Origin of the sequence: Streptomyces sp. NPDC096311 (assembly GCF_044763085.1) — a bacterium.
In the GTDB taxonomy this organism is placed as follows: Bacteria; Actinomycetota; Actinomycetes; order Streptomycetales; family Streptomycetaceae; genus Streptomyces.
On sequence record NZ_JBIWFN010000001.1, the window covers coordinates 856815 to 883177 of the forward strand.

Consider the following 26363-nt stretch of genomic DNA (forward strand, 5'->3'; position numbering starts at 1 on the left):
TGCGGACCGGGCATCCGTCAGCCGATGACCCGGCGTTGGCGCAGATCGGCGATCCGCGCCTCGTCGTAACCGATCTCGTGCAGAACGGCGTCGGTGTGCTCACCGCACAGGCATCCGCCGTCGGCCTTCGTGGCCGACCGCGAGAAGCGGGTGGCCGGGGCGAGTCGGCGATGCTCGTCGAAGACGGGACTCACCGCGGTTGTGCTGTAGCCCGCGGCGAACCACTCGTCGCTCATCAGGGTCAGCTCCGGCGCGTGCTCGGCGGCCGCGACGCAGCCGACTCCGGCCGCGGTCATCTCGGCCTCCCACGCGTCCTTCGCCCGTGTCGCGAACACCGCCGCGAGCACCTCGGCGAGGGCGTCGTCGTGGTCGGCCCGCCCCTGCGCCGACGCGAAGCGATGGTCGGCGTCGAGATCGACATGGGGCTTGAGGGCCGCGGTCAGTTCCGCCCACTCGTGCGCGGCAGGCGCGGCGAGGAAGATCCACCCGTCCGCCGCGCGGTAGAGCCGGTACAGGGCGCCGAAGCCGTGGCCCTCGGCGTCGACGGAGGGTGAGTCCGGCCGGCCGGCGTAGTCGGTGTTCCAGTCGGTGAGGATGTGCGTCGTCGACCCGATCATCGTCGCCGTCAGGCCGTCGAGCCGAACTCCTCGGCGCCTGGCCAGCAGCCCGAGGAGCATCCCCGACGCGACGGCCTGCGCGGACACCCCGTCGGCCTGGAGGCTGGCGGTCGTCCCGGCCGTCAGCAGCTGGACCCCCGCCTTCTTGACCTCGTCCAGCGGCCGCACTCCGTCGGCCGCGGCCTGGACGTCCGTCTTCACCACGCCCCCGGCAGCGGCGATCGACGGGGCGTATGCCGGCCTGGAGCCGTACGGCCCGTCCGTTCCGTACCCCGGGGCATTGAGATAGACGAGGTCCGGGTTGACGGCCTTCAGCGCGGCCTCGTCCACGCCGAGCCGCTCGGCGACCCCGCTCCGGAAGCTCTGCAGGACCACGTCACTGCGCCGGGCGAGCTCGTGGACGATCCGTAGGCCGTCCTCCGTGGTGATGTCGGCGGCCACGCTCTCCTTGCCCTGCGTCACCTTGCACCCGGTCGCCTCCGGGAACGGGTTGAGCCGGCGGATGTTGTCGCCCTCAAGGCTCTCGACCTTGATCACCCGCGCACCCAGGTCGCCCAGCAGCGTGGCGCCGTACGGCGCCGCGAACATCAGGCTGAGTTCGAGCACCGTGACACCCGCCAGCGGCAGCCCGCCGGGTGCTTGCTCCGCGGGCGCCGGGGACCGCTGTGTGGACCGGGCCAGGGCGCGGGCCTGGACCCCGTGTTCGTCGGCACGGGGCGCGGGGCGAGGAGGTGTCAGTGGGCCGGCGTCGGTGTGGAGCAGGGTCGACACCTGCCGTACGCGCCCGAGCTCCGGGTCCTCGACAGTCACCACGCGCCCGTCGTGGACGACCTGCGGATGGTCCAGCGGCTCGCTCCCGCCGCGGTACGGCTCGGCGCTGATGTTGGGGTTGGTCGCGAAGACCTCCTCCCATTCGGCGAGGGTTCGCTCGGACACCCGCGTGAGCATCAGTTCCCAGAACTCCTCCAGGAGCTCGGGGGCGATCTCGGGGAAGTCCCGGAATCGCGGCTCGGCCATCACCTGCGCGAGGCCCAGTTCGGTCAGGAACGCCGCGAACAGCCGGGGGTGCGTCTGCGCGAACTGCAGCCAGCGCCCGTCCTTGGTCAGCCCGACCAGCAGCGGGAAGACCAGTTGCCCCAGCGGGCGGCCGTCCTCGTCGAAAGTGTCCACCTGCACGAACGCGTCCGGCCAGCGCTGGGACACCATCTCCGTGAACCACATCCATGTGTCCAGGGTGGCGACACCGCGCACGAGGTCGGCCTCGACGTGCTGCCCCTGGCCGCTCTGCTCACGGTCCAGCAGCGCCGCGAGGATCCCGTGCAGCGCGGTGTGCGCGGCACTCCATGACGCGTACGGCACGGCGACGAACCCCGGCCCGGGGCGACGGGTGGTCAGTCGCTTGGCGTGGTAATAGCCCACCTTCGCCATCACGAGGCCCTCGTAGCCCTTCAGGTCCCGCCACGGACCTGTCGAACCCCATCCCGTGATCGCTGTGCTCACCAGCCGGGGATTGACCTCGGCGAGGCGCTCTGCGGTCAGTCCCAGCCGCTCGCTGTTCGCCGGTGCCATGGTCGTGACCAGCACGTCGCTGCCGGCCAGCAACCCGTCCAGCGTCTCCCGGTCGGTGGCGTCGTCGAGGTCCAGTACGACGCTGCGCTTGCCTCGTGCCAGGGCCGGCCATCCGGCCAGCTTCCGCAGCGGCGATCCGCCCGGCGGCTCCACCATGAGCACGTCCGCGCCCGCGTCGGCGAGGAACTGCGTGGCGAACGCGCCGGGCAGCGTCGTGGAGAGATCGACTGCCGTGATCCCGCTCAGCGGCAGGGTGCTGTCGTGACCGGCCGTGGGTTCGGCGTTGCCGTGGACACCTTTGTTCACGCTGCACCTCATTTTGAAAACGCCATTTGCAATGCTGATGACAGACTGAACCCGCTCTGGAAAGGTGTCAAGGGATCGTGTCGCACCAGGTAGCGGCACCCGATGAACCGGCGGCCGGTGCTCGGGTACGATTCCAAGGGCATCGCGCTCGACATTGTCCGAACGCCGCCGACGGTCCCGCAGGAGGCGAAGGCATCTCATGCCGCCGCAACCACACAACACGACGGACTCCGACAGTGTGTCGAAGCCCGCGACGCCCCGCCGGTTGGGCCGCCCGCTCCATCACGCGCCCGAGGACGAGCGCTCGATGCTGATCGGGGCCGCGTATCGCGTCCTGGCCAACCGCCAGTCCGGCTCGATTCCGGTCGGCGAGATCTGCGCCCAGGCAGGGCTGTCCACCCGGTCGTTCTACCGGCACTACAAGTCGAAGGATGAGCTGCTCCTGGCCATGTTCGAGGCCGAGGGCCGGCGTGTGGAGATCGAACTCGCCGAGGTGGTGGATCTCGCGACGGGTCCACTCGTGGCCCTGGCGGACTGGCTCCGGTTCTGCCTCTCGCTGTCGTTCGATCCGCGACGGCGCAGGCGCGCCCTGGTCATGCAGTCCGCCGAGGTCACCCGGGCCTCCGGCTACGCCGCTGTCTTCGAGCAGATGCAGGAGCGGCACCGGACTCCGCTCGTCCGGATACTTGAGGCCGGTGTGGCGGACGGCTCCTTCCGGCATGCCCGCCCGGCGAGCGACGCCGTCATGATCCAGGACGTGGTGAGTTGCGTCATCACCCGCCGCTGGAACGGGGTCGAGGAGGCCGACGCCGATGTTGCCCTCGCCTCTGTCGTCGACTTCGTGTCGCGGCTGATCGGCGTACGGGACTGACCGGGTAGGCAGGCTCCACCCGGGAATCCCGGCTCACCGGACCGCCCGAGGCGGGCTCCTCCAAGCCTTGCGCCACTGCTTACTGACGTTCAGTCAGATCCTGGTCCGAGCCTGGTCGACCGTCCGCGCCGCGACCCTCGGCGCTCGCCCCACGACCGCGGGTGACGGGGCTCTTGGCCTGCCGTCACCGGACATTCCTCGTATCGAGTCATAGATGCCGCTGTCATTTCGTTATTCAGCGCGATGTGACCGACCTCTTCCCTTGCCCCTGCCGAGCTGTTAGAAATCTCCCTGCCGAGGATGGCGGTTACCTCCTCCGGGGAGGGTGCCCAGGTGATCGGTCTGCGTTCGGGCAGGCCGGCGCCCGTCGCCGCCCAGCCTCTGAATCGCCCTTCACCCTGACGGTGCAGCGTCACGGTGAGGGCCGAGCAGCACGCGGCGGGTGCGCCGTCGATTCCTTCGCCGGCAGAGCACCTTCCTCCCCAACCGGTGACGCTCGTTGGGAATCCCCATCTGATGCTCACCTACGGCACAGCCCTGCTCGCCTGAATTCCCCATCGGTCAACTTGTAGAGACGCCACGGGCGCCTATCGGTTGAACGCTCAACAAGGTTGGAGAATCGGGCAGCCTCAGGGAATTTCGCGATGCCCATCGGGCCCCCGCGCCCCCTCCCGGGCGATCGGATCCGCACACTCGCAAGGAGTGCCATGGCTACCACCGACGTTTCACCAGCCGCGCCCATCAAGGACGACAGTGCCCGGCTCAACGACGCGCCACCCTGGCGCCTCTATCTGATGATGGCCGTGATCGTGCTGTACTGCGAGATCGCCGCCCTGCAGTACTCGATGGTGGCGGCGGCGGTGCGCCAGATAGCCCCGACGTTCCCCAGTACGGGCGCCGGCATCAGCTGGATGCTCATCATCTTCGGCATCGTCGGCGGTGTCGTCACACCGATCCTCGGCAAGCTGTCCGACCTGGTCGGCAAGCGGCTGGTCATGCTGGGGACCGGCGTATTCTTCCTCATCGGCTCGTTCATCTGCGCGCTCACCTCGAACTGGCCCCTGTTCCTGGTGGGCCGCGGGCTCCAGGCCGTCTCCATCGCCGCCCCGGCGGTGGCCTACGGCCTCATCCGCGACCTGTTCCCACGCAAGTACGTGCCGATCGCGGTGGGCATGATCGCCACCGGCTTCGGCCTGTCGGCGCTGGCGGCGCCGCTGCTCGGGGGCTGGATGCTGGACAGCTACAGCTGGCGCTCGATCTTCTGGTTCCTGATCATCTACACGGCGGTCCTGACGCCCGCGCTGTTCTTCCTCGTCCCCGAGACCCGTATCCGCGCCAACCAGTCCCTGGACATCACCGGCGCGGTTCTGCTCGGCGCCGGTGTCGGCTCCGCCCTGCTGTACCTGAGCCAGGGTCAGGCCTGGGGCTGGGGGCGGTTCACCTCGTACGGATACCTGATCCTCGGCATCGTCCTGCTCGTCGCCTTTGTCCTCGTCGAGCGCCGGGCCCGTGAGCCGATCATGGACATGAAGCTGCTGTTCAACCCGAAGTTGTCGCTGACCCTGCTCTGCGGCGGCCTCCTGGCCATCGTCATCGGCACCCAGGGCTACGTCGTCGCCTACCTGCTCCAATCGCCCACCAAGGCCCAGCTCGGCGCCCAGTTCATCGACGGGGCGATCAAGCAGGGACTGCCGGCCGACGTGGCGTCGAAGGCGACCGTCGTCTTCAACACGCCGAGCAGCGGCTTCGGGCTGAGCCTGTTCGACTACGCGACCCACGCGGCCATCTTCTCCGGCGGCATGAGCATGCTCGCCGGTATCGGCTTCGCGGCGGCCACCCGCAAGATCGGCGCGCGCATCCCGGCAATCCTGGCCTGCGTCCTCATGGGCCTGGCCTGCCTGCTGTACGGGCTGTTCAACGCCCAGTGGTACGAGTTCGCACTGGTCGGCATGGTCTTCGGCATCGGTTTCGGATGCTACTACGCGTCTCTGCCGAACATGATCGTGGATGCGGTCCCGGCCGACCAGCAGGGCATCAGCTCCGGCATGTTCGGCGTGATCAACTCCATCGGCGTCTCGATCGGCGCCGCGATCACCGCGGCCATCCTGTCCGGGAATGTCCTCACGGCCGAGCTGCACGTCCCCGGTATGCCCCTGTCGCAGACCGCACCGCACGGCCCGACGGTCCTCAGTACCCAGCTCTACACGTTGCACGGGTACGCGGTCAGCCTGTGGGTCTCGGCGGGGGCCTGCGTGATCGCACTGGCCGTGGCGATCTACATGAAGCATGGCCGCACGCCCACCACCGGTGGCGAGATCTCGCACTGACCATCTGAGGGGCGACGCCGAGTACCACTGCGCGAAGGTCGCGCAGTGGTACTCGGCATGCCGCTTTCGCCCCTGAAGCGCTGAACGCCCATGCGCACAAGGGGAATTGGTGGGTGAGCGCCATGGTCGACGCCGAGAAGCAGATCCCCCTCCGCGCGAGAATTAGTGACAACATGTTGTCGCTATGGAAATATGTTGTCATGCTTACCCGTGACCAACACCCCTTGTCGGCGATCGTCGATGAGATTCTGCGTACCCGTGGCCGGCTCCTCAGTGCTACGGCCGAGTTCGGAGCGGAGGAGGGGCTGACCGGCGCACAGGGCCTCGTGCTCACCGTCGTCGCCCAGTCCGCGAAGTCGTCGACGGTTCCGCAGATCGGCCGCAGCCTCGGGTACACCCGGCAGGCCGTGCAGCGGACCGCCGACTCCCTGGTCGAGTCGGGGCTGATCGAGTTCGTCGACAACCCCGATCACAAGAGAGCCCGTCTCCTCGTGCTCACCGAACGCGGCGTGTCCGTGCATGCCGCGGTCGAACGCCGCGGCCGAGCCTGGCAAGCCCGCATCGCCGAGGGAATCGATCCGGCCGCGCTCGCCTCGGCTGCCGAGACCCTGCGTGAGCTGCGTACCCGCCTCGAAGCGGACGACTCAGGCTCCGCCTTGTCCTGAACGGACTCGCCCAATTTCCGGAGGCCATTCATGTGGGACTTCTCCACTGACCCCGAGTTCCAGCTGAAGCTGGACTGGATGCAGCGCTTCGTGCGCGAGGAGGTGGAGCCTCTCGAACTCCTCTTCCCAGCGAGCGGCGCCCCGTACGACACCGGTAACCAGGCCGCCCGCGCGATCCTGCACCCGTTGCGGCAGCAGGTACGCGAACACGGGCTCTGGGCCTGTCACCTCGGCCCCGAACTCGGCGGCCAGGGTTACGGTCAGCTCAGGCTGGCCCTGATGAACGAGATCATCGGCCGTTCCCATTGGGCACCCACCGTGTTCGGCACTGCCGCCCCCGACACTGGTAACGCCGAGATCCTCGCCATGTTCGGCACCGAGGAGCAGAAACACCGCTATCTCCAGCCGCTGCTCGACGGTGACATCATCTCCTCCTTCTCCATGACGGAACCTCAGGCGGGCGCCGATCCCAAGGAGTTCACCTGCCGGGCCTGGCGTGAGGGGGACGAGTGGGTGATCGACGGAGAGAAGTGGTTCACCTCCAACGCCCGCTACGCCTCGTTCCTGATCGTCATGGCGGTGACCGACCCCGAGGTCCGCCCGCACGAGCGGATGTCCATGTTCGTCGTCCCGGTGGAAACGCCGGGCATCGAGATACGGCGCAACGTGCCGACGATGGCCGAGCGTGAGGAACTCGACGAGGGGACCCATGCCTACATCCGCTACAACCGGGTGCGGGTCCCGGCCGACGCTCTCCTCGGCGGGCGCGGCGAGGGCTTCAAGGTGGCGCAGGCCCGCCTCGGCGGAGGCCGGGTACACCACGCGATGCGCACGGTCGGCCGATGCGACCGGGCACTGGAGATGATGCTGGAGCGCGCCGTGTCCCGCCGTACCCAGGGCGAGCGACTGGCCGACAAGCAGGCAGTACAGACCATGATCGCGGACTCGTACATCGAGTTGCAGCAGTACCGGTTGCTCGTGCTGAACACGGCCTGGGTCATCGACAACCGGCCGCACGGCTCCGCCCGCACCCTGATCGCCATGTGCAAGGTCGCGATGGCGAAGGTCTACCACGACATTGTCCAGCGGGCGGTGCATCTGCACGGCTCGCTCGGCACCACGCACGAACTCCCGTTGGCCGAGATGTGGATGGACGTGCCCTTGCTCGCGCTCGCCGACGGTCCGACCGAGGTACACCGCGCCACCGTGGCCAAGCAACTGCTGCGCGAGGCCGAGCCCGCGCCGGGACTGTTCCCGAGCGAGCATGTGCTCGCCAGGCGCGAGGCCGCCCGGGAACGCTACGCGGACATCGTGAAGGAGTACGGACAGTGAGTATCGGGCAACTCTTCGACCTGACGGGCAAGGTGGCCCTGGTCACCGGCGGCAGCCGGGGCCTCGGCCGGCAGATCGTGCTGGCCTTCGCGCAGGCGGGCGCCGATGTGGTGATCACCAGCCGCAAGGCCGACAACTGCCGTGAGGTGGCCGCCGAGGTCGAGGCGCTGGGCCGCCGAGCGCTCGCCCACCCCTGTCACATCGGGCACTGGGACGAGATAGACGGCCTCGTCGAGGCCGCCTACGGTCACTTCGGCACGGTCGACATCCTGGTCAACAACGCCGGAATGTCACCGCTGGCGCCCTCCTCGGACGAGACCAGCGAGGAACTGTTCGACAAGGTCGTCGCCGTCAACTTCAAAGGCCCGTTCCGCCTCGGCGCGCTCGTCGCGCGGCGGATGGCCGACAGCGGGGGCGGATGCATCATCAACGTCTCCTCCACGGGTGCGCTGATGCCCCAGCCGATGTACGGCCCGTACGCCGGTGCCAAGGCCGCGCTCAACACGCTCACGCAGGTGCTGGCCCTGGAGTACGCGCCCACCGTACGGGTCAACACCTTGTCGGCCGGCCCCTTCCTGACCGACATCGCCCGCAATTGGCCGGAAGAGATACGAGCGACCACGCGCAGCGCCGTCGGCCGCCCGGGAAGCCCGGAGGAGATCGTCACCAGCGCGCTTTACCTGGCCAGCCCGGCCTCCAGCTACACCAACGGCGCACTGCTCCGCGTGGACGGAGGACTGTACTGATGGAGGCGCCGGACATCATGGACGAACTCCGGGAACGGACCGCGAGAGCCGCGCGGACCTGGCGGCCCGGTGCCGAGGTGGTCGGGATCCGGCCGCTGACCGGAGGCACGTCCAGCCTGACCTTCACCGCCGAGATGCGTGGCGTGCCGGAACAGCACCGCACGCTGGTGCTCAAGGTCGCACCCCCGGGACTGCCTCCGGTGCGCAACCGCGATGTGCTCCGTCAGGCCAGAGTGATGCGCGCGCTGGCCGGGTCCCCGGGCGTGGTCGTGCCGCCGGTGCTGTTCGAGGACGCGGGGGACGGCGTCGACGTGCCGCCTTTCCTGGCCATGGGCTTCGTGCCCGGGGAGTGCGCCGAACCGGTGCTGGCCGACACCCGGGACCCGGCCGGCTTCGTGGAGGTACGTGCCCGAGCCCTGGACGCGGCGGCGGTGCTCGCCGCTCTGCACCGGGTGGACCCGGCCGGAGCGGGGTTGGGGGACGAGCCCGTGGTCGCCCCGGAGGACGAGATCGACCGCTGGAGCCGGGCCTTCGCCACCGTGCCCGAGGACCTCCAGGGCGACTACCTCGGCTGCGCCCGGGCCCTGCGGGACACGGTGCCCCTCGCACTGCCGCCGGTCGTCAACCACGGCGACTACCGCCTCGGCAACACCTTGTGCGCGGACGGCCGGGTGGCCTCGGTGATCGACTGGGAGATCTGGTCGGTCGGTGACCCGAGGGTGGACGTCGCCTGGCTGACGTTCTTCACAGACGAGGCCCGACACCCGGCCGCACCCTCGGATCAACCCTCTGGCATGCCCGGTGCCCGCGAACTCCTCGACGCCTACGCGGCGGCGGGCGGCCCGGAACTGCCGGACCTGACATGGTTCGACGCGCTCACCCGTTTCAAGGAGGCCGGTGCCACGGCACTGCTGATCAAACGCGCGCGGAGAACGGGGGTCGTTCTTCCGGGCCTGGCTCGCATGGCTCCGGCCCTGCCGGGTCTGCTTGAGCAGGCCCGCGGACTGGTCGGCGCCTGAGCGCCGGAGCACTCCCGTGCTCCGTAGAGATCGAAAAGAGGGGGACAGCGGAGATCGCGCTGCCCCCCTTGAGCCCGGTCACCACAGCAGACCCCGGGAAACTTCTGACGACCCGATACCCGGCCAACTCCACATCACAGACCGGTAGTTCATGTTGGCCAGGGACTGGGCTCGGAGAACGCCAGCGTGTTACTGGCCTCGGGCTCTCACGTGCCCAGCAGAGTCGTAGGTCTTCGGGCTTCGTGATGTAGCTGATCCGCATCGGGTCCAGTCCCCTTACCCGCGTTGAGGGCAGCGGTCATGGAGAGTGGTCACGCAGCCCGGGGCCGTGCTCCTGGCGGAGACGGCACGTAAGACGGGTCTGGATTCCGCCCAAAACGGCGGCTCTGGCCCCGTGGCGCAAGCCGCGGGCGGTGCCGCTCCCGGCAGGATCCTGCTGGATGTGGCGCTCGCGGTCCGCTGGGCGGAGACTGCCTGGCCGACGTCGGCATGCTGTGGGCCGAGTCAGCCGTGTTCGGTCCGGTGGCCTCGGACCTGCGGTCTCGCAGCTGACCGACACGCGACAGGCTCGCAGCGGACGGGCGACGCGCCTCGAACGCGATCCGCAGGACCCGGCCCCAAGTACGCCAGCATGTAGGGAAGTTGGCAGGGCAGACGGCGCCGGATGCGACCGACTCGGTGACCGTCGACCTGGGCGATGTCTTGATGTTCGCGTATTCCGGCCGAGGAAGACGCGGCTGTCTCCTGGAAGAAGGCCTTCGGCCACAGCCCATTGCCCGGCTTGGCCGACCAGGGCATGGGCGGGTCCGGTGAGCCGGTGGCCGGGCCGCCCGCGCGGCCGGCCTGCACAACCTGAACTGCCCAGAGGCTTCTCGCCGGCGTCCGGCTCGAACACGCCCTCGTGGATCCTGGTCTCGCCGGCCTCGGCCGCCTATGCGACGCTGCGCATGCCGGGAGCCCGTGCCTGAGCGGTCGTCAGCATCCGCCGTCGCCGCTCGTCAAGACGCGGGAACAACACCTTGTTCTCCGCGAGCCCTCAAACTTCGAGGAATTCCACGGGGCTGCTGTTCAGGCGCTGCGGTCCATCGTCTGTGATGAGGTAGGTGTCGCCGCGCATGAAAAGGCTGGCGGCGTTGGATCGAATCATGGGATGGAACACGAGGACCATTCCCGGTTCGAATTCGAGCACGTTCTTGAGCCCCAGGCGCGGTTCGGTGAGTTCGAGGCCGAGGAGGTGCCCGATGTCCGTGTTGAGCGGCTCGAATCCTTCGGCGGCGATGACGTCGAGCATGGCCTGGGCGGAACGGGCGGAGTCCGAGCCAGGCCTGACCTCGGCGAGCCCCGCCTGCCGGGCGCGCTCCGTGACGTCGAACAGCCGCTGCATCTCGGGGCTGACCGGCCCGATGGACACGGGCACGGTGAGCTGGCTGAAGTAGCCGTGGACGCGCGGGGTGAGTTCGAGAGTGAAGGTGTCGCCCGGCTGAAGAATCCGCTCTTCCTCGACGTAGCCGTTCACACCGCTCTGGTTGTGATCGAAGATCAGGTTCAGTGACCCCTGGTACGTGGCTCGCGCGGGATCGGCGCCCAGTTCTATGGCCAGGCGGTGAACATCCCCGACGGCCTTGCCGACGGAGCGGCCGGGCTGGATCAGCTCGTCGGCACGAGCGAAGATCTCGTCGGCGATGGCGACGCTGCGATGAACGAAGTCCAACTCTTCGTCGCTCTTGCCGAAGCGTGACGCGAGGAGTTCGGCATCCCAGGAGACGACCCCGACGTGCGGCAGTGCCGCGGTGAGTGCCTGTGACAGTGCCCCGTCGGACGGACCGTTCACCGCGACCCGTGTCACACCGTGGGCCTTGAGCCAGTCGACCGCGCTGTCCGGCAGGGGAGCGGCGCTCATGTCCTCGTAGAGGATCTCGGACGGGGTGTCGGGCAGCCACTGCTCGGCCGGCCGGGGCAGGGTGAGCGCGAAAGGGCCGCGCAGGATGAGGCGGACATCCCCGTCACGGGTCAGGAGGAAGACCACGTTGGCCCCGCGGTACTGGTAGCCCGTGGCGTGGATGAGTTCGGCGGTCCCCGATCCACCCGTCACGATGACGGCGTCGAGGTCGGCGGTGGCGAGCATGTCCCGGAGCTTGGACCACCGGCGGGTGAGTTCTGTTGGCGAAATCATGAGAATTCCTTGACTGAGTGGCGGATGGGGAAACGCACGCAAGGGGCTCATCGCCCCGCCGGGAAAAACGGCGGAAGCGGCACTACTGATGTGATCAGCGCGAGGCGCGATTGCCGAGGCCCATCCGCTCACGGAAAGTCTGCGGAGTGTTCGACATTTCCGGGAAGACCCCGCGCTTACGCAGCTCGGGGATGACATACCTGCCGAATTCCTCGAAGCTGCCGGGGGTGTCCGTCTGACCGATGGAGAACCCGTCACACGCGTAGCCGTGGAACCACTCGCACATCTGATCGGCGACCTGCCCAGGATCGCCGACGAACTTGATCCCGGGCCCCGCCGCCGTCATCCGGCCGAGATCCCGGACGGTCGCGTCCGGACCGTACTGGTCGCGCAGCCTGTTCAGTACGCTCCCGAGGACCGAATGCGACCCGCTGACGCCTTCGGCCAGATCCGCGGGCAGGGGCTCGTCCATCGGGTACGCCGAGAAGTCCACCCCGGACAGCTCGGCGAGCAGGATCAACGCCTCTTCCGGGTCCCCCAGAGTATCCAGATAGGCCTTCTTCTCAAGGGCGATGGATTCGGTGGCTCCCACCACGACCGTCACACCCGGAAGGATCTTCGCCGGCGGCGCGGTGCGGCCCACGGCCTTGAAGACGTCGTGCTGCGCCGCGTACGCCTGCTGACCCTTTTCGAGGTTCGGCGCGGCAACGAAGATGAGGTCCGCCCAGCGCGCTGCGAACTGCCTGCCCCGGGCCGACTGACCGGCCTGCAGGAGCACCGGCCAGCCCTGTGGCGGCTGGGGCATGGTCAGCGGGCCCTTCGACGAGAAGTGCTTGCCCTCATGGTCGAGCGTGTGCACCTTGTCCGGATCCGCATAGACTCCGGCCTCACGGTCGATCTTGAGGGCGTCGCGCTCCCACGTCTCCCAGAGTCCCGTGGTGACATCGAGGAACTCGTCGGCGCGGTCGTACCGGCTGTCGTGGTCAACGAAGTCGACGCCGAAGTTCGCGGCCTCGTCGGCGTTGAGCGACGTCACGATGTTCCAGATGGCGCGCCCTTTGGACAAATGGTCCAGCGTCCCGAACGCACGTGCGACATGGTACGGATTGTGATAAGTTGTCGAGTACGTTGCCCCGAGACCGATCCTCGTCGTGTGAGAAGCGATCAGGCCGAGAATGGCGACAAGGTCCAACTTGATGGGGCGAGTGCCTTTTTCCACCGTCGCGCGAACCGAGCGCCCATAAACTGCGGGCATCGCCAGGCGGTCATCGAAGAACACCATGTCGAACCCGGTACGCTCAAGCGATCGAGCAAGGTTGATGTAGTACTCGGGCTCGGTGATTTTCAGGTCATTGCCGGCGTGTGTCCATGCCCCATGCTGCCCCTTGCTGACGGAGGCCTGGGCGAACGCAGACAGGACCATTGTGTCCTTGCGCATGTGATTACCTCTCGCGCCTTGGGTGTTCCGATCTAGCCACATCGCGTACCTACTGCAATACGACCGGCAAACTGCGGGAGCGGCGGGGGATATGACTATCCGTCGCCCATCACGTCACCGTATGCCGCATCATGACCCGACTGTACGAGTGGCTTCACCTGCGAACCAGTCGTAGATCAGTGCAAACAAAGTATCCGCCCTTGCATGACACGCAATTCTCTTGGAACTCCTCTCACGAAGAGCCCTTTACAACCGATGCTGTCGGGATCACTCGTGTCCGTCAGGAGCTTCGTGGGCTTGTCCACCTTTCCCGCCCTTGTCCGGGGGGAGCGCGGGGTAGTCGGTATACCCGCGGTGGTCACCGCCGAAGAAGGTGGCACGGTCATGGGTGTTGAACGGGCCACCCGCGGCGAGGCGCTTGGGCAGGTCAGGATTGGACAGGAACAACGTGGCATAGGCGATGAGATCCGCCGTGCCATCGTCCACGAGTTTCAGCTCTTCCGGTCCGGTCGGGCGGGTGCCGGTGAACGGGTTGAGGATGAACGTGCCCGGCCAGTCCCTGCGCAGACGCAGGGTCAGGTCCCGTACCTCGGCAGCTTCCATCTGGTGCAGATAGGCAATGCCCAGCGGTGCCAGCCGCTCCACCAGTGCGCCGTAGGTCGCAGACAGATCGTCCTCGCCGATGTCGTTGTTGGGGTTGCCCGGCGAGATGCGGAAACCCACCTTCTGCCCGCCGACGGCCTCGGCCACAGCGGTCGCCACCTCGACCCCGAAACGTGTCCGGCCACCCACAGAGCCACCCCAGCCGTCGGTGCGCCGGTTGGTACCGGCGGAGAGGAACTGTTGGATCAGGTATCCGTTGGCGCCGTGAAGCTCCACTCCGTCGAACCCCGCCGCGATCGCGTTGCGCGCCGCCGTGGCGAAGTCGCCGATGGTGCGGACGATTTCGGCCTCGGTCAGTTCTCTGGGAAGGGGGAAGTCCTTCGGGCCGTCGTGGGTGTAGATCTGTCCCCGCGCTCGCACCGGAGAGGGCGCGACAGGGTGCAGGCCCTCGGGCAGCAGGCTTGGATCACTGATCCGGCCCGCGTGCATGAGCTGCGCGAAGATCACGCCGCCCGCCCGGTGCACCGCGTCAGTCACCTTCCGCCAGGTCTCGACCTGTTCAGGGGAGTACAGACCCGGTGTGTCGGGGTAGCCCTGGCCGACCACCGACGGCTGAGTGCCCTCGGTGACGATCAGCCCGGCGCTCGCCCTCTGGGCGTAGTAGGCAGCCATCAGATCCGTCGCAACCGCCCCGGGGCCGCGGGCACGACTGCGCGTCATCGGTGCCATCACGATGCGGCTGGACAGGCGTTTGCCGCCCAAGTCGTAGGAGTCGAAGGCCGTCGGCATCAGCACATTCCTCGCTTCAAAAGGTGGCCGTCCCCGGGGGTCGTGGACGTTTCAGACGCCTGGTCGCGCCGTTGCCCGTAGTGCCGTGGCTAGGGCGCTGCTCGTCGCAGCCCGAAGGTCTCGGCGTACCCCTGGAGCGCGTCCACTGCCGCATCGACGCCGACGGCCGGCGGGTGAAGCACGAACGAGGTGACACCGGCCTCTGCGAGTCGCCCCAGCAGATCGCGATGCTCCTCCACCGATCCTGGGTTCTTGAGGTAGCCGGAGGCGGCCGATTGCACCTGAACATCGACGACGGCACCGTCCCCGCGCTCGGCGACGGCCAGTTCGCGAACCTCGGTGATCATCGAGGCGAGCCGTCCGACCGTGGCGATCACAGGCGACCGCGTGGTCCGGGCCACTTCCTCGCTGGCCATCATCGGGCTCCAGCCCTGGTTGCGGGCGGCTCGGCGGCGGGAGAGCGCACTGTTGCCGCCGATCCACACCGGCGGCCCGCCGAACTGCACCGGCCGCGGCAGGGCGGCGACCCCGTCGGCCTCGAAGTGCCGTCCCCGGTACGTGAAGGGAACGGTCGTCCAGACACCGCGCATAGCCGCGAGCGCCTCGTCGAACAACTCGTTCCGCTCCTCGAAGTCGACACCCAACGAGCGGAACTCCGAGCGCAGGTAGCCCGTGCCGGCCACCACTGTCAACCGCCCGTCGGAGAGCACATCCACTGTCGTGAGTGCCTTCGCGCTGAGGAAGGGATTCCGGTAGGGCAGCACCATCAGATAGGTCATCAGCCGGATCCTGCTGGTGACGGCAGCGCAGTAGCTCAACGCGGCGGCGAGGTCCAGCGACTCGTGACCGCCCGCGTCGAGCCACCTCTTGGACGGCGCGGGATGCTCGGTGAAAGCGATCGAGTCGAACCCGAACTCGTCGGCCGCCCGCGCGACCCGGGCCATGCCGGCGCCCGTCACCAGCGCCGGATCGTATCCGGCGGCGCTGACCGGGTACTCCACAGTGAACTTCACTCGGTTCTCCTCCGTTCAGAGAGCGTGCGCGGCGCTGCCCAACCAGGGCTGCGCGCGACGCTCGGCGCTACGTTTCGCAGCAGTTCGGCGCTGCATCAGGCGATGGTGCGTGCGCGAGCCCGAGGAGTACGGGGCTGAAGGAAAAGCGCCCTACCCGTCGGCAAGCACGGGCACGGGCTGCTTCAAGAACGCCTTCACCAAAGGCCACGCCCTGTCGGCGGACGACGCATGACACCGGCTCCTCGGTCCAGTAGTGCTTCCACGACGAGGGACACGGGCAGCGCATCGGCGAGCAGGACCGGTACCCGTCATCCGCGTGATCCGGACCGGCGAAGCGCCGGCAGGGACACGCGGCATAATCGGCGGCCGGTCTCGTTGCCGTCCACCCCGTGCCGGCGACGACTGTGCAACGGAACCAGAGCCGAGGAGAGCAGGAACCGTGGAGGACTGGGAACTGAAGGCTCGCGAGCTGGTGCGCGACACCATCGCCCGCTACACGCACGCCGGAGACCGCTTCCGGCTGGAGGCACTGGCCGGGTGTTTTCTGCGAGAGGGCGTGCTGGAGATCAAGGGTCGCGAACCGGCCCGCGGTCGGGCGGCCATCGTGAGTCTGCTGTCGGACACCGGAAAGACTGCCTCTCCGCCGACACCCGGATTCTTCGTCCGCCACTTCGTCGCGAACATCGCGTTCGACCAGGTCGCCCCTGATCGCATCGACGCGTCCTCGTACTTCATGGTCGTGACCGACCAGGGCCCCGACCACTGGGGCCGTTACCGTGACGTCTTCCGTCCCGTCGGGGACCAATGGCTGCTGGAGCACCGACTTGTCGCCATCGACGCGATGCGCGAGGGCGGCTGGCAGGCGCAGCAAGCGTAGCCACTCGGCGCGCGAGGGGATCCGTCCACGCAGTCCGGGAAGCGCCGCAGGCAGAGCGCGCATGCCCGGCTCGGTGGACGGCGGGCCGACCCGGTGCCGCGAGACATTCCTCATGGCGCGGACGAGGGACGCTGATCCGTACCGATACCGGGGGGCGGCGCCTGCTTGTTGGTGGTCTGGTTCGCGAAACGTGGGTGGTGACTGTCGTGTCCGGTGGGTACGGCCATGGCCGACGCCTTCCACCGGGGCGTACTCGTGGTGCCGCTTACGGCGTGGACGTCGGCCGTTGAGCCGGATGGAGAGTTCCGCGGCGGGGGCTGGGTCGCCGTACGGACGGGGGGCCTGTTTGAGCGCATGCCGCTGCTCGCCTGGGAGGAACGACCTTACCCCGGCGCCCAGTTGAGGATCACGGACGCCGACGGGATGCGGATCACGTGTTGCGTGACCGGCACCACCGGCCGGCCCCTCTCCGAACTCGAACTCCGCCCCGGCCTGCGGGCACGGGCCGAGGACCGCATCCGGGCCGCCCGCGCGACCGGCCTGCACAAGCTGTGCCTGCACGACACCGCGCAATACAGGGTCTGGCTGGAGAACAGCCGGGTCCCACCCGACCTGCCAGCCTGGACGCCGATGCTTGCGCTGGACGGCAAGGCCCAGCTCCGGGAGCCCCGCCGCCTGCGATTCCCCCTGATCAGCCCGGCCGGCCGACTTGTTCCCGTGGGGCGCCGCCAGATTCGCCGCCTCGCGGCCCACCTGTCCTGGACCCATGTCGTCACCAACGCCCTCGAACGGCTCGACCAACTGCCCAACCCGGACTGAACAGCAGCCTTCCCGTCCCTGCGGAGCTGCACTGTCGCGCCGGGAGCCGTGGAACCCTGGTGCCCGCCCGACGCGACAGTCGGGCCGTACACATACCAGCGATCAGGTATGAACGTGCAACGGTCCACCGATCCCCATCGGCAGACGCCGCGAAGGATCGAGGCTAGACCTCAAGGAACTCGACCGGGCTGCTGTTGAGGCGCTGCGGTTCGGAGTCCGTGACAACGTAGGTGTCGCCGCGCATGAAGAGGCTGGCGGCATCGGACCGGATCGAGGGATGGAAGACGAGGGTCATCCCCGCCTCGAATTCGATCACGTTGTTGAGTCCGAGACGCGGTTCGGTGAGCTCGATGCCGAGGAGGTGCCCGATGTCGGTATTGACCGGCTCGAATCCCTCCTCGGCGATGACGTCGAGCATCGCCTGGGCGGCACGGGCGGAGTTCGAGCCCGGCCGCACTTCGGCGAGGCCGGCCTCCCGGGCGCGCGCGGTGACGTCGAACAGTCGCCGCATCTCGGGTCCGGCCGGTCCGATGGACACGGGAACGGTGAGCTGGCTGAAGTAGCCGTGGACGCGCGGGGAGATCTCAAGGGTGAAGGTGTCGCCCTTCTCCAGTGGCCTCGTGTCCTCGGCGTAGCCGTTCACGCCGCCGGGCTTGTGCCTGAAGATCAGGTTGAGCGAGCCCTGGTAGGCGTCTCGTGCGGGGTCGGCTCCATGGTCCAGGGCGAACCGGTGCACGTCCGTGACGACCTTGGCGACGGGGCGGCCGACCTGGACGAACTCGGCGGCGCGCGCGAAGATCTCGTCGGCGATGGCGACGCTGCGACGGATGATGTCCAGCTCTTCCTCGCCCTTCACGAAGCGCGATTGGAGCAGCTCCGCCTGCCAGGACACGACGCTGACGTGCGGCAATGCCTCTGTCAGCGCCTGCGTCAGGGCCGCGATGGTCGGGACGTTCACCGCGACCCGCGTCGCGTCGTGTGCCTTGAGCCAGTCGATCGCGCTGTCCGGCAGGGGCGTGGCACTCATGGGCTCGTAGACGATCTCGGAGCTGGTGCCGGACACCCATGACTCCGTGGGCCGGGGCAGGCTGAGCCCGAACGGGCCGCGCAGGATCAGGCGGACATCCCCGTTGCGGGCGAGGAGGAAGATCGCGTTGCCTCCGCGGTACTGGTAACCGCTGATGTGGATCAGTTCGGCGGTCGCCGGGCCACCCGTCACGATGACCGCGTCGAGGTCCGCACCGACGAGTCGATCGCGGAGCCTGGACCACCGTCGGCTGAGTTCTGTCGGAGAGATCATGAGAGTCCTAAACTGAGTGCCCGGCGAATTCGGTGATTTCGGTGATCCAGTCCTCGATCGTGACAAGACGCGCCCTGCGGGGTGGCTTGACGAATACCTTTAGCATCGCATCATGAATGTCCTGCTCGAAATCCATGACTCCGTCGGAGAGGACCGTGATCCTGTAGTTTCGGTCGTTGGCGTCGGTGAGAGTTCCCAGCACGGCGCCACTGGTCGCGATACCCGAGAGCACGAGGTGGTTGATGTCCTTCAACCGAAGAATACTTTCGAGATCACTGCCGGAGAACGCATTGCACCGAGGGTTGGTGAATTGGACGTCGTCCTCCTGCGGAGCGAGGGACGCATGGACGTCGTTGTTCACTCCGGCGATCAGAGTTCCCCGGGAAAGGAGACCCGGCCGTGCGGGATCGTCGCTACCGATCTCGGGATATCCGGGACGATAGCCGATACTGACGTACATCACCTCTACCCCCGACTTTCGAGCGGCCGACACGGCTTGTGCCACACGGGCGACCATTTTGTCAGCACCTGGTATGTCCGTCAGCGGCGGCTGCAAATGCAGGATGAGCAACGCCGCCCTGTCGGGGACTCCAAGAGTGGAAGGCACTGGATAAACTCCTGTCGAAGAACGGATTCGCAACCTTCAGTGTACGGAGCGGAATTCGAGGAAGGGATTCCGCTCCGCTCAGGGGTCCGGCGGCCGCGGTCCGGAGCATTGGGGGTACGCCGTGCCCCGGACCCGGAACCACCGCCGCGTCTCAACGAGAGGTGCGGTCGCCGAGGCCCATGCGCTGACGGAAGGTCTGCGTCGTGTTCGACATCTCCGGGAACACCCCGCGCTTGCGCAGTTCGGGGATGACGTACCTCCCGAACTCCTCAAGGCTGCCAGGGGTGTCCGTCTGGCTGACGGAGAATCCGTCACACGCGTAGGCGTGGAACCACTCGCACATCTGGTCGGCGATCTGTCCGGGGTCGCCGACGAACTTGATTCCGGGGCCCGCCGCCGACATCGTGCCGAGATCCCGGGGGGTCGCGTCCGGACCGTACACGTCGTGCAGCCTGCCCAGCACGCTCTTGATGATCGCCTGGGACCCGCTGGTCGTTTCCGTCAGATCCTTGGGCAGCGGCTCGTCCATCGGGTAGGCCGCGAAGTCCAGACCGGACAGCTCGGCCAGCAGCATCAGCGCCTCCTCCGGGTCTCCCAGCGACTCCAGGTAGGCGGCCTTCTCGCGGGCGATGGACTCGGTGGCTCCCACCACGACCGACACACCCGGAAGCATCTTCGCCGGCGGCGCGGTGCGGCCCACGGCCTTGAACACATCGTGCTGTGCGGCGTACGCCTGCTGCCCCTTTTCGATGCTCGACGCCGCGATGAAGAGGAGGTCTGCCCAGCGCGCGGCGAACTGCCTGCCCCGGGGCGACTGGCCGGCCTGTAGCAGAACCGGCCAGCCCTGCGGCGGTTGGGGCATGGTCAGCGGCCCCTTTGACGAGAAGTGCTTGCCCTCATGGTTCAGCGGGTGCACCTTGTCCGGATCCGCGTAGATCCCCGCCTCACGGTCGATCTTGAGGGCGTCGCGCTCCCATGTCTCCCAGAGTCCGGTCGTTACTTCGAGGAATTCGTCGGCCCGGTCGTATCGGCTGTCGTGATCGATGAATTCGACGCCGAAATTCGCCGCCTCATCCTCGTTGAGCGAGGTCACGATGTTCCAGATGGCGCGTCCCCTGGAGAGGTGATCCAGGGTTCCGAACGCGCGCGCGACATGGTACGGATTGTAATACGTCGTCGAGTATGTCGCCCCGAGACCGATCCTCGTCGTGTGAGAGGCGATCAGGCCCATTACTGTCAGAAGGTCCAATTTGACCGGACGGGTACCCTTTTCCACCGTTGCGCGGACCGAGCGACCGTAGACCGCGGGCATGGCCAGGCGGTCATCGAAGAAAATCATGTCGAACCCGGTACGTTCAACCGATCGAGCGAGGTTGATGTAGTACTCGGGGTCGGTGATATTCGGGTCGCTGCCTGCGTGTGTCCATGCGCCGTGTTGACCCTTGCTGATGGTCGTCTGGGCGAACGCGGACAGCACCATTGTGTCCTTGCGCATTGAATTACCTCTCGTGCTGTTGGGGGTAATGGGTACTCTGCTCTGGCCGCAGTGGGCATTTTCTTGAGCGGGGCAATTGGGCTAACTAGGCGGCACGGGTGCGGACCATTCGGTGTCCTGAGCGATCCGCGACTCCGCGTCATGCGCCATGAGGTTGACTCTACGAGCGGTTTCACCTATAGACCAATGCAAATGAAGTATCTATCCTTGCATGAAACGCAACACTGTTTACCGCAAGGACCAGGTGGCCACCGTTGGACATCAGCAAGCTCGAACACTGCGTGGCAGTGGCCCGGGAGGGCAGCTTCGCCGCCGCGGCCGCGACGATCCCCCTCTCGCAGTCCGCGCTGACCAGGAGCATCCAGTCGCTGGAGCGCACGTACGGCATCACGATCTTCGAACGCGGCAAGAACGGTGTGCGCCTCACCGGGGAGGGGGAGGAGTTCATCGCGATCGCGGAGGAGATCCTGTGGAGTGCCGGGCGCGCGGAGGAGCGCCTGACGGCGGTCGCCACTGGTGAGAACGCCACAGTGCGCTTCGGCGCGGGTTCGGCCATGGCGTCCAGCATCCTGCCGGCTGTCCTTGCCTGCATGGAAGCTCGGTCAGTCCATTTCGAGATTCGCACCGGCTCCAATGCGATCCTTCGCTCCCTGCTCAGCCGAGGTGAGATCGACTTCTTTCTGGGTGCGGTCCCCACAACAGCGCAGACCTACAAGTCGGCCTACGGATATCGAGTGGAAGTCGTCGCGCCTGTGGTCGGCTCATTGATGGTGGCCATGCGGGCCGGTCATCCGCTCGCCGAGGGCTTGCTTTTTCCCGAGAGAGTCGAACAATTTCCGGTGGCGTGCAAACCGTTCATGAAATCCAGGTACGAGGAGTCCGGACTGGCCGAGCTCGGCATCCGGCATCCGGCCATCTATATTGACGACTATCATGTTCTCGTCAAGCTGATTCACGACTCGGATTTCATTATGCTGAGCAACTGGGCGGTGGATACGTTGCAGCCACCGGGTGAAATCGTCACGCGGTCGCTACCGGCTCCGAATGAGTTCCAGCATTGGAGCTGGGGGTTCGTATCGTCGAGCCATACATCGTTTTCGGCTGCGGCTTCAGCCGTCCTGGAGGCCGTCCGCGATCACATCAAGGGACTCTCGGCGGTGTGAGATGAATGAGACAACTTCCGCCTGTCGCAAGCTGTTTCCCATCTGAGGGCCGTCCTTCCCCTTCACCCCGTCTTACGCGGAGGTGGGAAAACCCGCATGGGTGCCGAAGGTGCGCAACTGATACGTCAGTGAGTCGCTGGTGCCGCCGGGCTCGACGTTCAAAACGTTCCCGAGCGCGATGTGGTGGTCGCCGCCGGGTATGAGATCAGCCAGCTCGCACGCCAACCAGCCGATCGTTTCCGGGATGCGGGGGACCTCATGATCAAGGGTCCACTCGATTCCAGCGAACTTCCCCCGCCCCTTGCCGGCGAACGTGGTCGCCAGAGAAGCCTGTTCGGCACTGAGAACATTGAGGCCGAACCGACCGGTCCGACGAATTATGCTCAGCAGCGTCGAGTTGTTGTCGAGCGATACCAGAACCATGGGCGGCGATACGGACAATGACGTGAACGCCGTGACCGTGGTGCCGTGGGCACCCTCTTCGTCAATGGACGTCACCACGGCCACGGCTGCGGGAACCCGCGCCATTGCTTCACGGAAACGGTCCTTCAGCGCTGTCACTTGAACGTCGAGGGAGGTGGAAGCGTCGGTTTTCATGACTCAAAGCTAATGTTCACGTTGAATCGAAGTCCAGTGCATATTACGAACGGTCAATTGCATCGGACGCAATCGTGCTGGAGCGTTGTGACGAGGCGTGACATCGCGCCCCTGAAGGGCCGCTCATGCGCCGCATGCGCAGTTGCCGCGGGAACCCTTTTCGCCCGTCCCACGGGCGGGTGCGGTGGATGAGACGTCCATGGAGGACTCATCGGGATGGCCGACCACCTCGGCTGCAGACGGGCGATCCGGTCAGGAACGGGGCCTCTCTCGGTCGCGAAAGCAGCCTGAGCGGCGAGTGGCGACGGGTGGGTCCGGTCACGGTTCGTGAACGGCGATGTCGCCGGAGTATGCCAGGACGAGACCGAGCAGTGATCGACCTCGTCGCAGAAGTCGGGCCGCCGAATGCCGGATGGGTGGCTGGTGCTTCTGAACGAAGAGATCTACGTCGCCTCCGAACGCGGTGAAGCACCTGCTCTTCGGTGCGAGGCCCATACGACGGCCTGGTTCGAGGGAGCGGCTGACTGGTGCGAGGTCGGCTCTGGAGGGCGCTGTCCGCGACCGTCAACGGTCGATGAAAGCCCTCGGTGGCCGGCGCCGCAGCCACCGGATCCGCTCGACCTCGACGCACCGCAATCCGGCTGGATCGACTCTGGTCGGCGGACGTGACTCGTGTGCGGTCGCGTCCCGCGTCGTGGTGCAGTGGGAGCAAGCGGTACGCGTTCCGGTACAAGGCTCCAGGTGATCTTCGCCGAGTTGGTGGTCTACGAGGCGCCCTGCTGGGGCGAGTTGAGCGCCCGGTTGCACGGAGTCGGCGCCGCCCGCCTGCGGATTGCGGCGACTTGACCGGCTGCACCACCTGGGGGGACGCCGCCTCGTGTGCGGATCTGATCCGGCCAGAATCACGTGGCGGAGGTCCTCGACGCCGGTTCGTGGACGGCCATCAGCCGATGCCTCGCCAACGCTGGTGGACCGAGATGCCGTTGGACGTACCGGAGACGCGATGACCGCGATGCTGAACGCCATCTTCAAGGCCGAGCCGAGACGTCTTCTGGCGTGGCGCGGCAGCCCGGCCACGATTTGCCGCAGCCGTCAAGATCCGGCTCTGCGAAACCTGCGGCGGTTCACGGACGGCTGCTCGTCGGGTCCGCACGGACCCCCGATTTGGCCCGCAGGACCAGGTGAAGCCATGGGTCACGCTGCGCCGGGATCCGTTCACTTCTGGGTGGACTGATGTCGCGCAGGACGTCGGGCGTGACGGCGAACACGGCGTCCGCGCTGCTCAAAGTGGCGATGCCTGTACACTAAACATGATGTCAGAGGAACGAAATCTGCGGCGCGATGGATACGGGCCGACCAGCCCGCACGTGGGGGCGCGAGGCGCCCAGACACGACGCCGTATCGTTGCCGAAGCGCTTGCCCTGTTCGGCGAGTTCGGGTACCACGGCACGTCCGTGGAGAACATCGCGAGCGCGTCCGGGGTCTCGCGGGCGGCGCTCTATCAGTATTTCGAGAGCAAGGAACAGATCTTCGTCGAGCTCCTCGACGAGTGCGGCAGCGCACTCATGAGGGTGGTGCGCCGCCTAGGTCCTCTGGGCCCGACCGAAGAGGGGTTCGACAACCTGCGCTGGTGGCTCGGCGAGTGGGCATGGGTCTACGACAAGTACGCCACCATGTTTGTGGAGTGGGAGCATGTCGACCAGTCCGGCGACACCGTCCGGCCGACGGTCCTCGGATTCATCAGGTCGTACAACGGCCGGATTGCCGGGCGGCTGGTGTCCAGTGGAGTCGCCGGTATGGAGGCGGGCGAAGCCGCACTCGCCCTCACCGCCATCGTCAGCCATTTCAACTACCTTCGGCACCGGGGGACCCTTGCCCTGCCCGGCCCGGAGGAAGCGGTCGATGGACTGTCCGTGCCGATGCAGTTGATGCTCTTCCCGGACACCCCGACTCATGTGCTCGGGATACTTGATGACGGCTCGCGTCTGGCGCACGACCTCGCGACCCCTGGGATGGTGCCGCCGCGGGCTCGAACGTCGGTATGGCCTGGCGGGGAACTCGGAGCACGTGCGGCCGAGACCGCTCGACGGATCCTTGACCACGGCGCCGTACTACTGGCCAGGCGGGGTTATCACGAAGCAAGCATCGACGAGTTGATCATCGCGGCGGGATTTGCCAGGGCCACGTTCTACAAGTATTTCGAGGACAAGCTGGATCTGCTCCGGCGGTTGTCCGCGGAGTGCCAGGCAGCCTTGGACGACCTGCTCCCAGGCCTGGCCGATATCCGGCCCGGCACTGACGGCGGAGCCGCGCTGCGGCGATGGCTCGGTGAGTTCGTGACGTTCCACCGGCGCTACAGAGGGGTGCTCCGCACGTGGACCCAGGGCTCCGTGACCGATCCGGAGATTGCGCGCATGGCAGAGCAGAGCAATGCCGCGCTGCGTGCGGCGGTGGTCCAGGTTCTGGCCAGGATCGAACGTTCGTATCCCCTTGATCCCGATGTCGCCGCCGGGGTGTTCATAGCGGTACTCGACCGACTTCCGGGGGAAGCCGCAGACGTCGCTCCGAATCTGAGCGAATCAGACATCGTGGAGCTTCTGGCTGTCGTGCTGGAGCGGGGACTGCTCAACAGTCACCAGGCTGACGAGATCGCGCGATGACCTGCGCGGTCACCGAGCGGGTCGCCGCTCCTACCGGATCGAGGGACCGGTAGTTCCAAAGCTCTCGGGCCGACCGGCACGATGTCGTCGTCGGTTGGGGCACCGAGTAAGGGGCGCCGAGTTCAGGCCTTCGAGCCCGCCGCTCCGAGGCCACAATCGAGTCTGCCGACCAGCCCACGGGCGATGCACGGCGGGTCCGCGCTGGACTGCCGGCACCGCCCTCGGCCCTCCGCAGTCCACGGCTGGTGCCGGGGGTCGATCCGTGCGCTGATCGAGTGCGCGTTCCGAGACTCTCAGGGAACGGTTTGTCAGGACATGCTCGCGGAGACCCGCGCGGCGAGCCCGCGCATGACATGTTCGAGCAGTGTGATCAGCACGGACTTGACGGATTCGCGGTCGCGGGCATCGCATAGGACGAGGGGGACCTCGGGGGACAGGTCGAGGGCGGCGCGGATCTCTTCCGTGTCCTCCTCACATGTGCCGTCGAAGCAGTTGACGGCCACCGCGAAGGGGATGCCGCGGTGCTCGAAGAAGTCCACGGAGGCGAAGCAGCCGTCCAGTCGTCGGGTGTCGGCCAGGACGACGGCACCGAGGGCTCCGCGGGACAGGTCGTCCCACATGAACCAGAAGCGATCCTGTCCGGGTGCGCCGAAAAGGTAGACGACGAGCGACGAACTGAGCGTGATCCGGCCGAAGTCCATGGCCACCGTCGTAGTGGTCTTGTGCTCGATGCCGGCGAGGTCGTCGACGCCCGTGCTGGCCTCGGTGATGAGTTCCTCGGTGCGTAGGGGCTGGGTCTCGCTGACGGCGGCCACCAGGGTGGTCTTGCCGACACCGAAACCTCCGGCGATGAGGATCTTGGCCGACGCGGCGTCGGGGGCGAGTTCCGGATGGGCGCCGGGGCGGGGGTCAGATTCTGCGTATGCCATCGATCACTGCCTGGAGGAATTGGACGTCCGGAGCACCGGCCGCGGAGGGGGAGGAAACGGAGACCAACGCGTGGTCGAGCAGGTCACCGAGGAGCACCCGGACGACTCCGATCGGCAGGTCGAGTCGCGCGGCGGCCTCCACCAGAGCGGTCGGGACACGGCACAGGGCGAGCAGCTGGTACTGCTCGGGTTGCAGCCGCTGCGCGCGGGTCGGCGGCCGGATGGTGGTCACCAGCGAGATGAGTTCGATGTCGGCCCCGGTGGCCCGGGTCCGGCCGCCTGTGAGTGTGTAAGGACGGATGAGCGGGCCCGCGCTGTCGTCTGTCCAGGGGTCCTCCTGCGACCAGTGCCTCATTCATGCTCACCCGCAGATGGCGCCCCGGTGGCCCGGCACCCGGGAGGAGGCGGAAGAAGGGGGCTGCGTCGTCGTCCGCCCAAGGGTCTTCCC

Annotated in this window: 20 protein-coding genes and 2 pseudogenes; 11 read left to right on the plus strand and 11 right to left on the minus strand. The window is 67.2% G+C overall.

The annotated features are described in order from the left end of the window. Nucleotides 1–17: 17 nt before the first annotated feature. The gene (locus ACIRA5_RS03825) at nt 18–2492 is read right to left on the minus strand and encodes a CaiB/BaiF CoA transferase family protein (protein WP_403686871.1); all 2475 of its coding nucleotides are present in this window, start codon (nt 2490–2492) and stop codon (nt 18–20) included. Between the two features lie 199 nt (nt 2493–2691). Here ACIRA5_RS03825 and ACIRA5_RS03830 point away from each other — a divergent pair, with 199 nt between their 5' ends. The 7 genes and pseudogenes from ACIRA5_RS03830 to ACIRA5_RS03860 form a co-directional block, all read left to right on the plus strand. Then, nucleotides 2692–3363, plus strand: a complete 672-nt coding sequence (locus ACIRA5_RS03830; protein ID WP_403686874.1) for a TetR/AcrR family transcriptional regulator — start codon at nt 2692–2694, stop codon at nt 3361–3363. A 707-nt stretch (nt 3364–4070) separates the two neighbouring features. Continuing rightward, the gene (locus tag ACIRA5_RS03835; RefSeq protein WP_403686877.1) at nt 4071–5690 is read left to right on the plus strand and encodes an MFS transporter; all 1620 of its coding nucleotides are present in this window, start codon (nt 4071–4073) and stop codon (nt 5688–5690) included. A 122-nt stretch (nt 5691–5812) separates the two neighbouring features. Beyond that, the gene (locus tag ACIRA5_RS03840; RefSeq protein ID WP_403686879.1) at nt 5813–6355 is read left to right on the plus strand and encodes a MarR family winged helix-turn-helix transcriptional regulator; all 543 of its coding nucleotides are present in this window, start codon (nt 5813–5815) and stop codon (nt 6353–6355) included. A gap of 30 nt (nt 6356–6385) precedes the next feature. Then, complete coding sequence (locus ACIRA5_RS03845) at nt 6386–7687, plus strand: acyl-CoA dehydrogenase family protein (protein WP_403686882.1); 1302 nt, start codon at nt 6386–6388, stop codon at nt 7685–7687. Beyond that, complete coding sequence (locus ACIRA5_RS03850) at nt 7684–8433, plus strand: SDR family NAD(P)-dependent oxidoreductase (RefSeq protein WP_403686884.1); 750 nt, start codon at nt 7684–7686, stop codon at nt 8431–8433. The genes ACIRA5_RS03845 and ACIRA5_RS03850 overlap by 4 nt, the downstream gene beginning before the upstream one ends. After that, a complete protein-coding gene (locus ACIRA5_RS03855) occupies nt 8433–9452 on the plus strand; it encodes a phosphotransferase family protein (RefSeq protein ID WP_403686886.1) in 1020 nt (339 codons plus the stop codon). The genes ACIRA5_RS03850 and ACIRA5_RS03855 overlap by 1 nt, the downstream gene beginning before the upstream one ends. A 251-nt stretch (nt 9453–9703) precedes the next feature. Further along, nucleotides 9704–10275, plus strand: a pseudogene (locus ACIRA5_RS03860) (transposase); the annotation flags it as partial. Nucleotides 10276–10488: 213 nt separating this feature from the next. Here the strand turns inward: ACIRA5_RS03860 and ACIRA5_RS03865 are convergent. The 4 genes from ACIRA5_RS03865 to ACIRA5_RS03880 form a co-directional block, all read right to left on the minus strand. Then, complete coding sequence (locus tag ACIRA5_RS03865) at nt 10489–11625, minus strand: M24 family metallopeptidase (protein ID WP_403686888.1); 1137 nt, start codon at nt 11623–11625, stop codon at nt 10489–10491. A 94-nt stretch (nt 11626–11719) separates the two neighbouring features. Then, a complete protein-coding gene (locus ACIRA5_RS03870; RefSeq protein WP_403686891.1) occupies nt 11720–13063 on the minus strand; it encodes an NtaA/DmoA family FMN-dependent monooxygenase in 1344 nt (447 codons plus the stop codon). Nucleotides 13064–13330: 267 nt separating this feature from the next. Continuing rightward, nucleotides 13331–14455 carry an alkene reductase gene (locus tag ACIRA5_RS03875; RefSeq protein WP_403686893.1) on the minus strand — a complete coding sequence of 375 codons (1125 nt, stop codon included), beginning with the start codon at nt 14453–14455 and terminating at the stop codon, nt 13331–13333. An 89-nt stretch (nt 14456–14544) separates the two neighbouring features. Then, nucleotides 14545–15468: an LLM class F420-dependent oxidoreductase gene (locus ACIRA5_RS03880; RefSeq protein ID WP_403686896.1), complete on the minus strand. Its 924-nt coding sequence runs from the start codon at nt 15466–15468 to the stop codon at nt 14545–14547. Nucleotides 15469–15907: 439 nt separating this feature from the next. On the opposite strand from ACIRA5_RS03880, the gene ACIRA5_RS03885 reads away from it, so the two are divergent. Together ACIRA5_RS03885 and ACIRA5_RS03890 are read left to right on the plus strand one after the other, a co-directional pair. After that, nucleotides 15908–16345 carry a nuclear transport factor 2 family protein gene (locus ACIRA5_RS03885; protein WP_403686899.1) on the plus strand — a complete coding sequence of 146 codons (438 nt, stop codon included), beginning with the start codon at nt 15908–15910 and terminating at the stop codon, nt 16343–16345. A 116-nt stretch (nt 16346–16461) separates the two neighbouring features. Beyond that, nucleotides 16462–17164: pseudogene (locus ACIRA5_RS03890) on the plus strand (transposase); the annotation flags it as partial. Nucleotides 17165–17327: 163 nt separating this feature from the next. Here ACIRA5_RS03890 and ACIRA5_RS03895 read toward each other — a convergent pair. From ACIRA5_RS03895 to ACIRA5_RS03905, 3 genes are all read right to left on the minus strand, one after another. Then, nucleotides 17328–18464: a M24 family metallopeptidase gene (locus ACIRA5_RS03895; RefSeq protein WP_403686901.1), complete on the minus strand. Its 1137-nt coding sequence runs from the start codon at nt 18462–18464 to the stop codon at nt 17328–17330. Between the two features lie 7 nt (nt 18465–18471). Further along, entirely contained in the window at nt 18472–19071 is a 600-nt protein-coding gene (locus ACIRA5_RS03900; RefSeq protein ID WP_403686904.1) for a cysteine hydrolase family protein, read from the minus strand. 151 nt (nt 19072–19222) lie between these two features. Then, nucleotides 19223–20566, minus strand: coding sequence for an NtaA/DmoA family FMN-dependent monooxygenase (locus ACIRA5_RS03905; protein WP_403686906.1), 1344 nt, complete (start codon nt 20564–20566; stop codon nt 19223–19225). A gap of 254 nt (nt 20567–20820) precedes the next feature. On the opposite strand from ACIRA5_RS03905, the gene ACIRA5_RS03910 reads away from it, so the two are divergent. Further along, the gene (locus ACIRA5_RS03910) at nt 20821–21729 is read left to right on the plus strand and encodes a LysR family transcriptional regulator (protein ID WP_403686907.1); all 909 of its coding nucleotides are present in this window, start codon (nt 20821–20823) and stop codon (nt 21727–21729) included. Between the two features lie 72 nt (nt 21730–21801). Here the strand turns inward: ACIRA5_RS03910 and ACIRA5_RS03915 are convergent, their stop codons facing one another. Continuing rightward, nucleotides 21802–22326 (minus strand): flavin reductase family protein, encoded by a 525-nt coding sequence (locus ACIRA5_RS03915; protein ID WP_403686908.1) that lies wholly within the window; start codon nt 22324–22326, stop codon nt 21802–21804. A 1310-nt stretch (nt 22327–23636) separates the two neighbouring features. Between ACIRA5_RS03915 and ACIRA5_RS03920 the strand changes: the two genes are divergently transcribed. Further along, nucleotides 23637–24986, plus strand: a complete 1350-nt coding sequence (locus tag ACIRA5_RS03920; RefSeq protein ID WP_403686911.1) for a TetR/AcrR family transcriptional regulator — start codon at nt 23637–23639, stop codon at nt 24984–24986. 308 nt (nt 24987–25294) lie between these two features. Here ACIRA5_RS03920 and ACIRA5_RS03925 read toward each other — a convergent pair whose 3' ends face one another. Further along, nucleotides 25295–25915: a GTP-binding protein gene (locus ACIRA5_RS03925; RefSeq protein ID WP_403686913.1), complete on the minus strand. Its 621-nt coding sequence runs from the start codon at nt 25913–25915 to the stop codon at nt 25295–25297. Further along, a complete protein-coding gene (locus tag ACIRA5_RS03930) occupies nt 25896–26270 on the minus strand; it encodes a DUF742 domain-containing protein (RefSeq protein ID WP_403686915.1) in 375 nt (124 codons plus the stop codon). Before ACIRA5_RS03930 ends, ACIRA5_RS03925 begins: the two co-directional genes overlap by 20 nt. Nucleotides 26271–26363: the final 93 nt, after the last annotated feature.

Coding starts and splice junctions, on each gene's coding strand:
- ACIRA5_RS03830 (WP_403686874.1), top strand. CDS start 2,692: ATGCCGCCGCAACCACACAACACGACGGACTCCGACAGTGTGTCGAAG.
- ACIRA5_RS03835 (WP_403686877.1), top strand. CDS start 4,071: ATGGCTACCACCGACGTTTCACCAGCCGCGCCCATCAAGGACGACAGT.
- ACIRA5_RS03840 (WP_403686879.1), top strand. CDS start 5,813: ATGGTCGACGCCGAGAAGCAGATCCCCCTCCGCGCGAGAATTAGTGAC.
- ACIRA5_RS03845 (WP_403686882.1), top strand. CDS start 6,386: ATGTGGGACTTCTCCACTGACCCCGAGTTCCAGCTGAAGCTGGACTGG.
- ACIRA5_RS03855 (WP_403686886.1), top strand. CDS start 8,433: ATGGAGGCGCCGGACATCATGGACGAACTCCGGGAACGGACCGCGAGA.
- ACIRA5_RS03865 (WP_403686888.1), bottom strand. CDS start 11,625: ATGATTTCGCCAACAGAACTCACCCGCCGGTGGTCCAAGCTCCGGGAC.
- ACIRA5_RS03870 (WP_403686891.1), bottom strand. CDS start 13,063: ATGCGCAAGGACACAATGGTCCTGTCTGCGTTCGCCCAGGCCTCCGTC.
- ACIRA5_RS03875 (WP_403686893.1), bottom strand. CDS start 14,455: ATGCCGACGGCCTTCGACTCCTACGACTTGGGCGGCAAACGCCTGTCC.
- ACIRA5_RS03895 (WP_403686901.1), bottom strand. CDS start 18,464: ATGATCTCTCCGACAGAACTCAGCCGACGGTGGTCCAGGCTCCGCGAT.
- ACIRA5_RS03905 (WP_403686906.1), bottom strand. CDS start 20,566: ATGCGCAAGGACACAATGGTGCTGTCCGCGTTCGCCCAGACGACCATC.
- ACIRA5_RS03915 (WP_403686908.1), bottom strand. CDS start 22,326: ATGAAAACCGACGCTTCCACCTCCCTCGACGTTCAAGTGACAGCGCTG.
- ACIRA5_RS03920 (WP_403686911.1), top strand. CDS start 23,637: ATGATGTCAGAGGAACGAAATCTGCGGCGCGATGGATACGGGCCGACC.
- ACIRA5_RS03925 (WP_403686913.1), bottom strand. CDS start 25,915: ATGGCATACGCAGAATCTGACCCCCGCCCCGGCGCCCATCCGGAACTC.
- ACIRA5_RS03930 (WP_403686915.1), bottom strand. CDS start 26,270: ATGAGGCACTGGTCGCAGGAGGACCCCTGGACAGACGACAGCGCGGGC.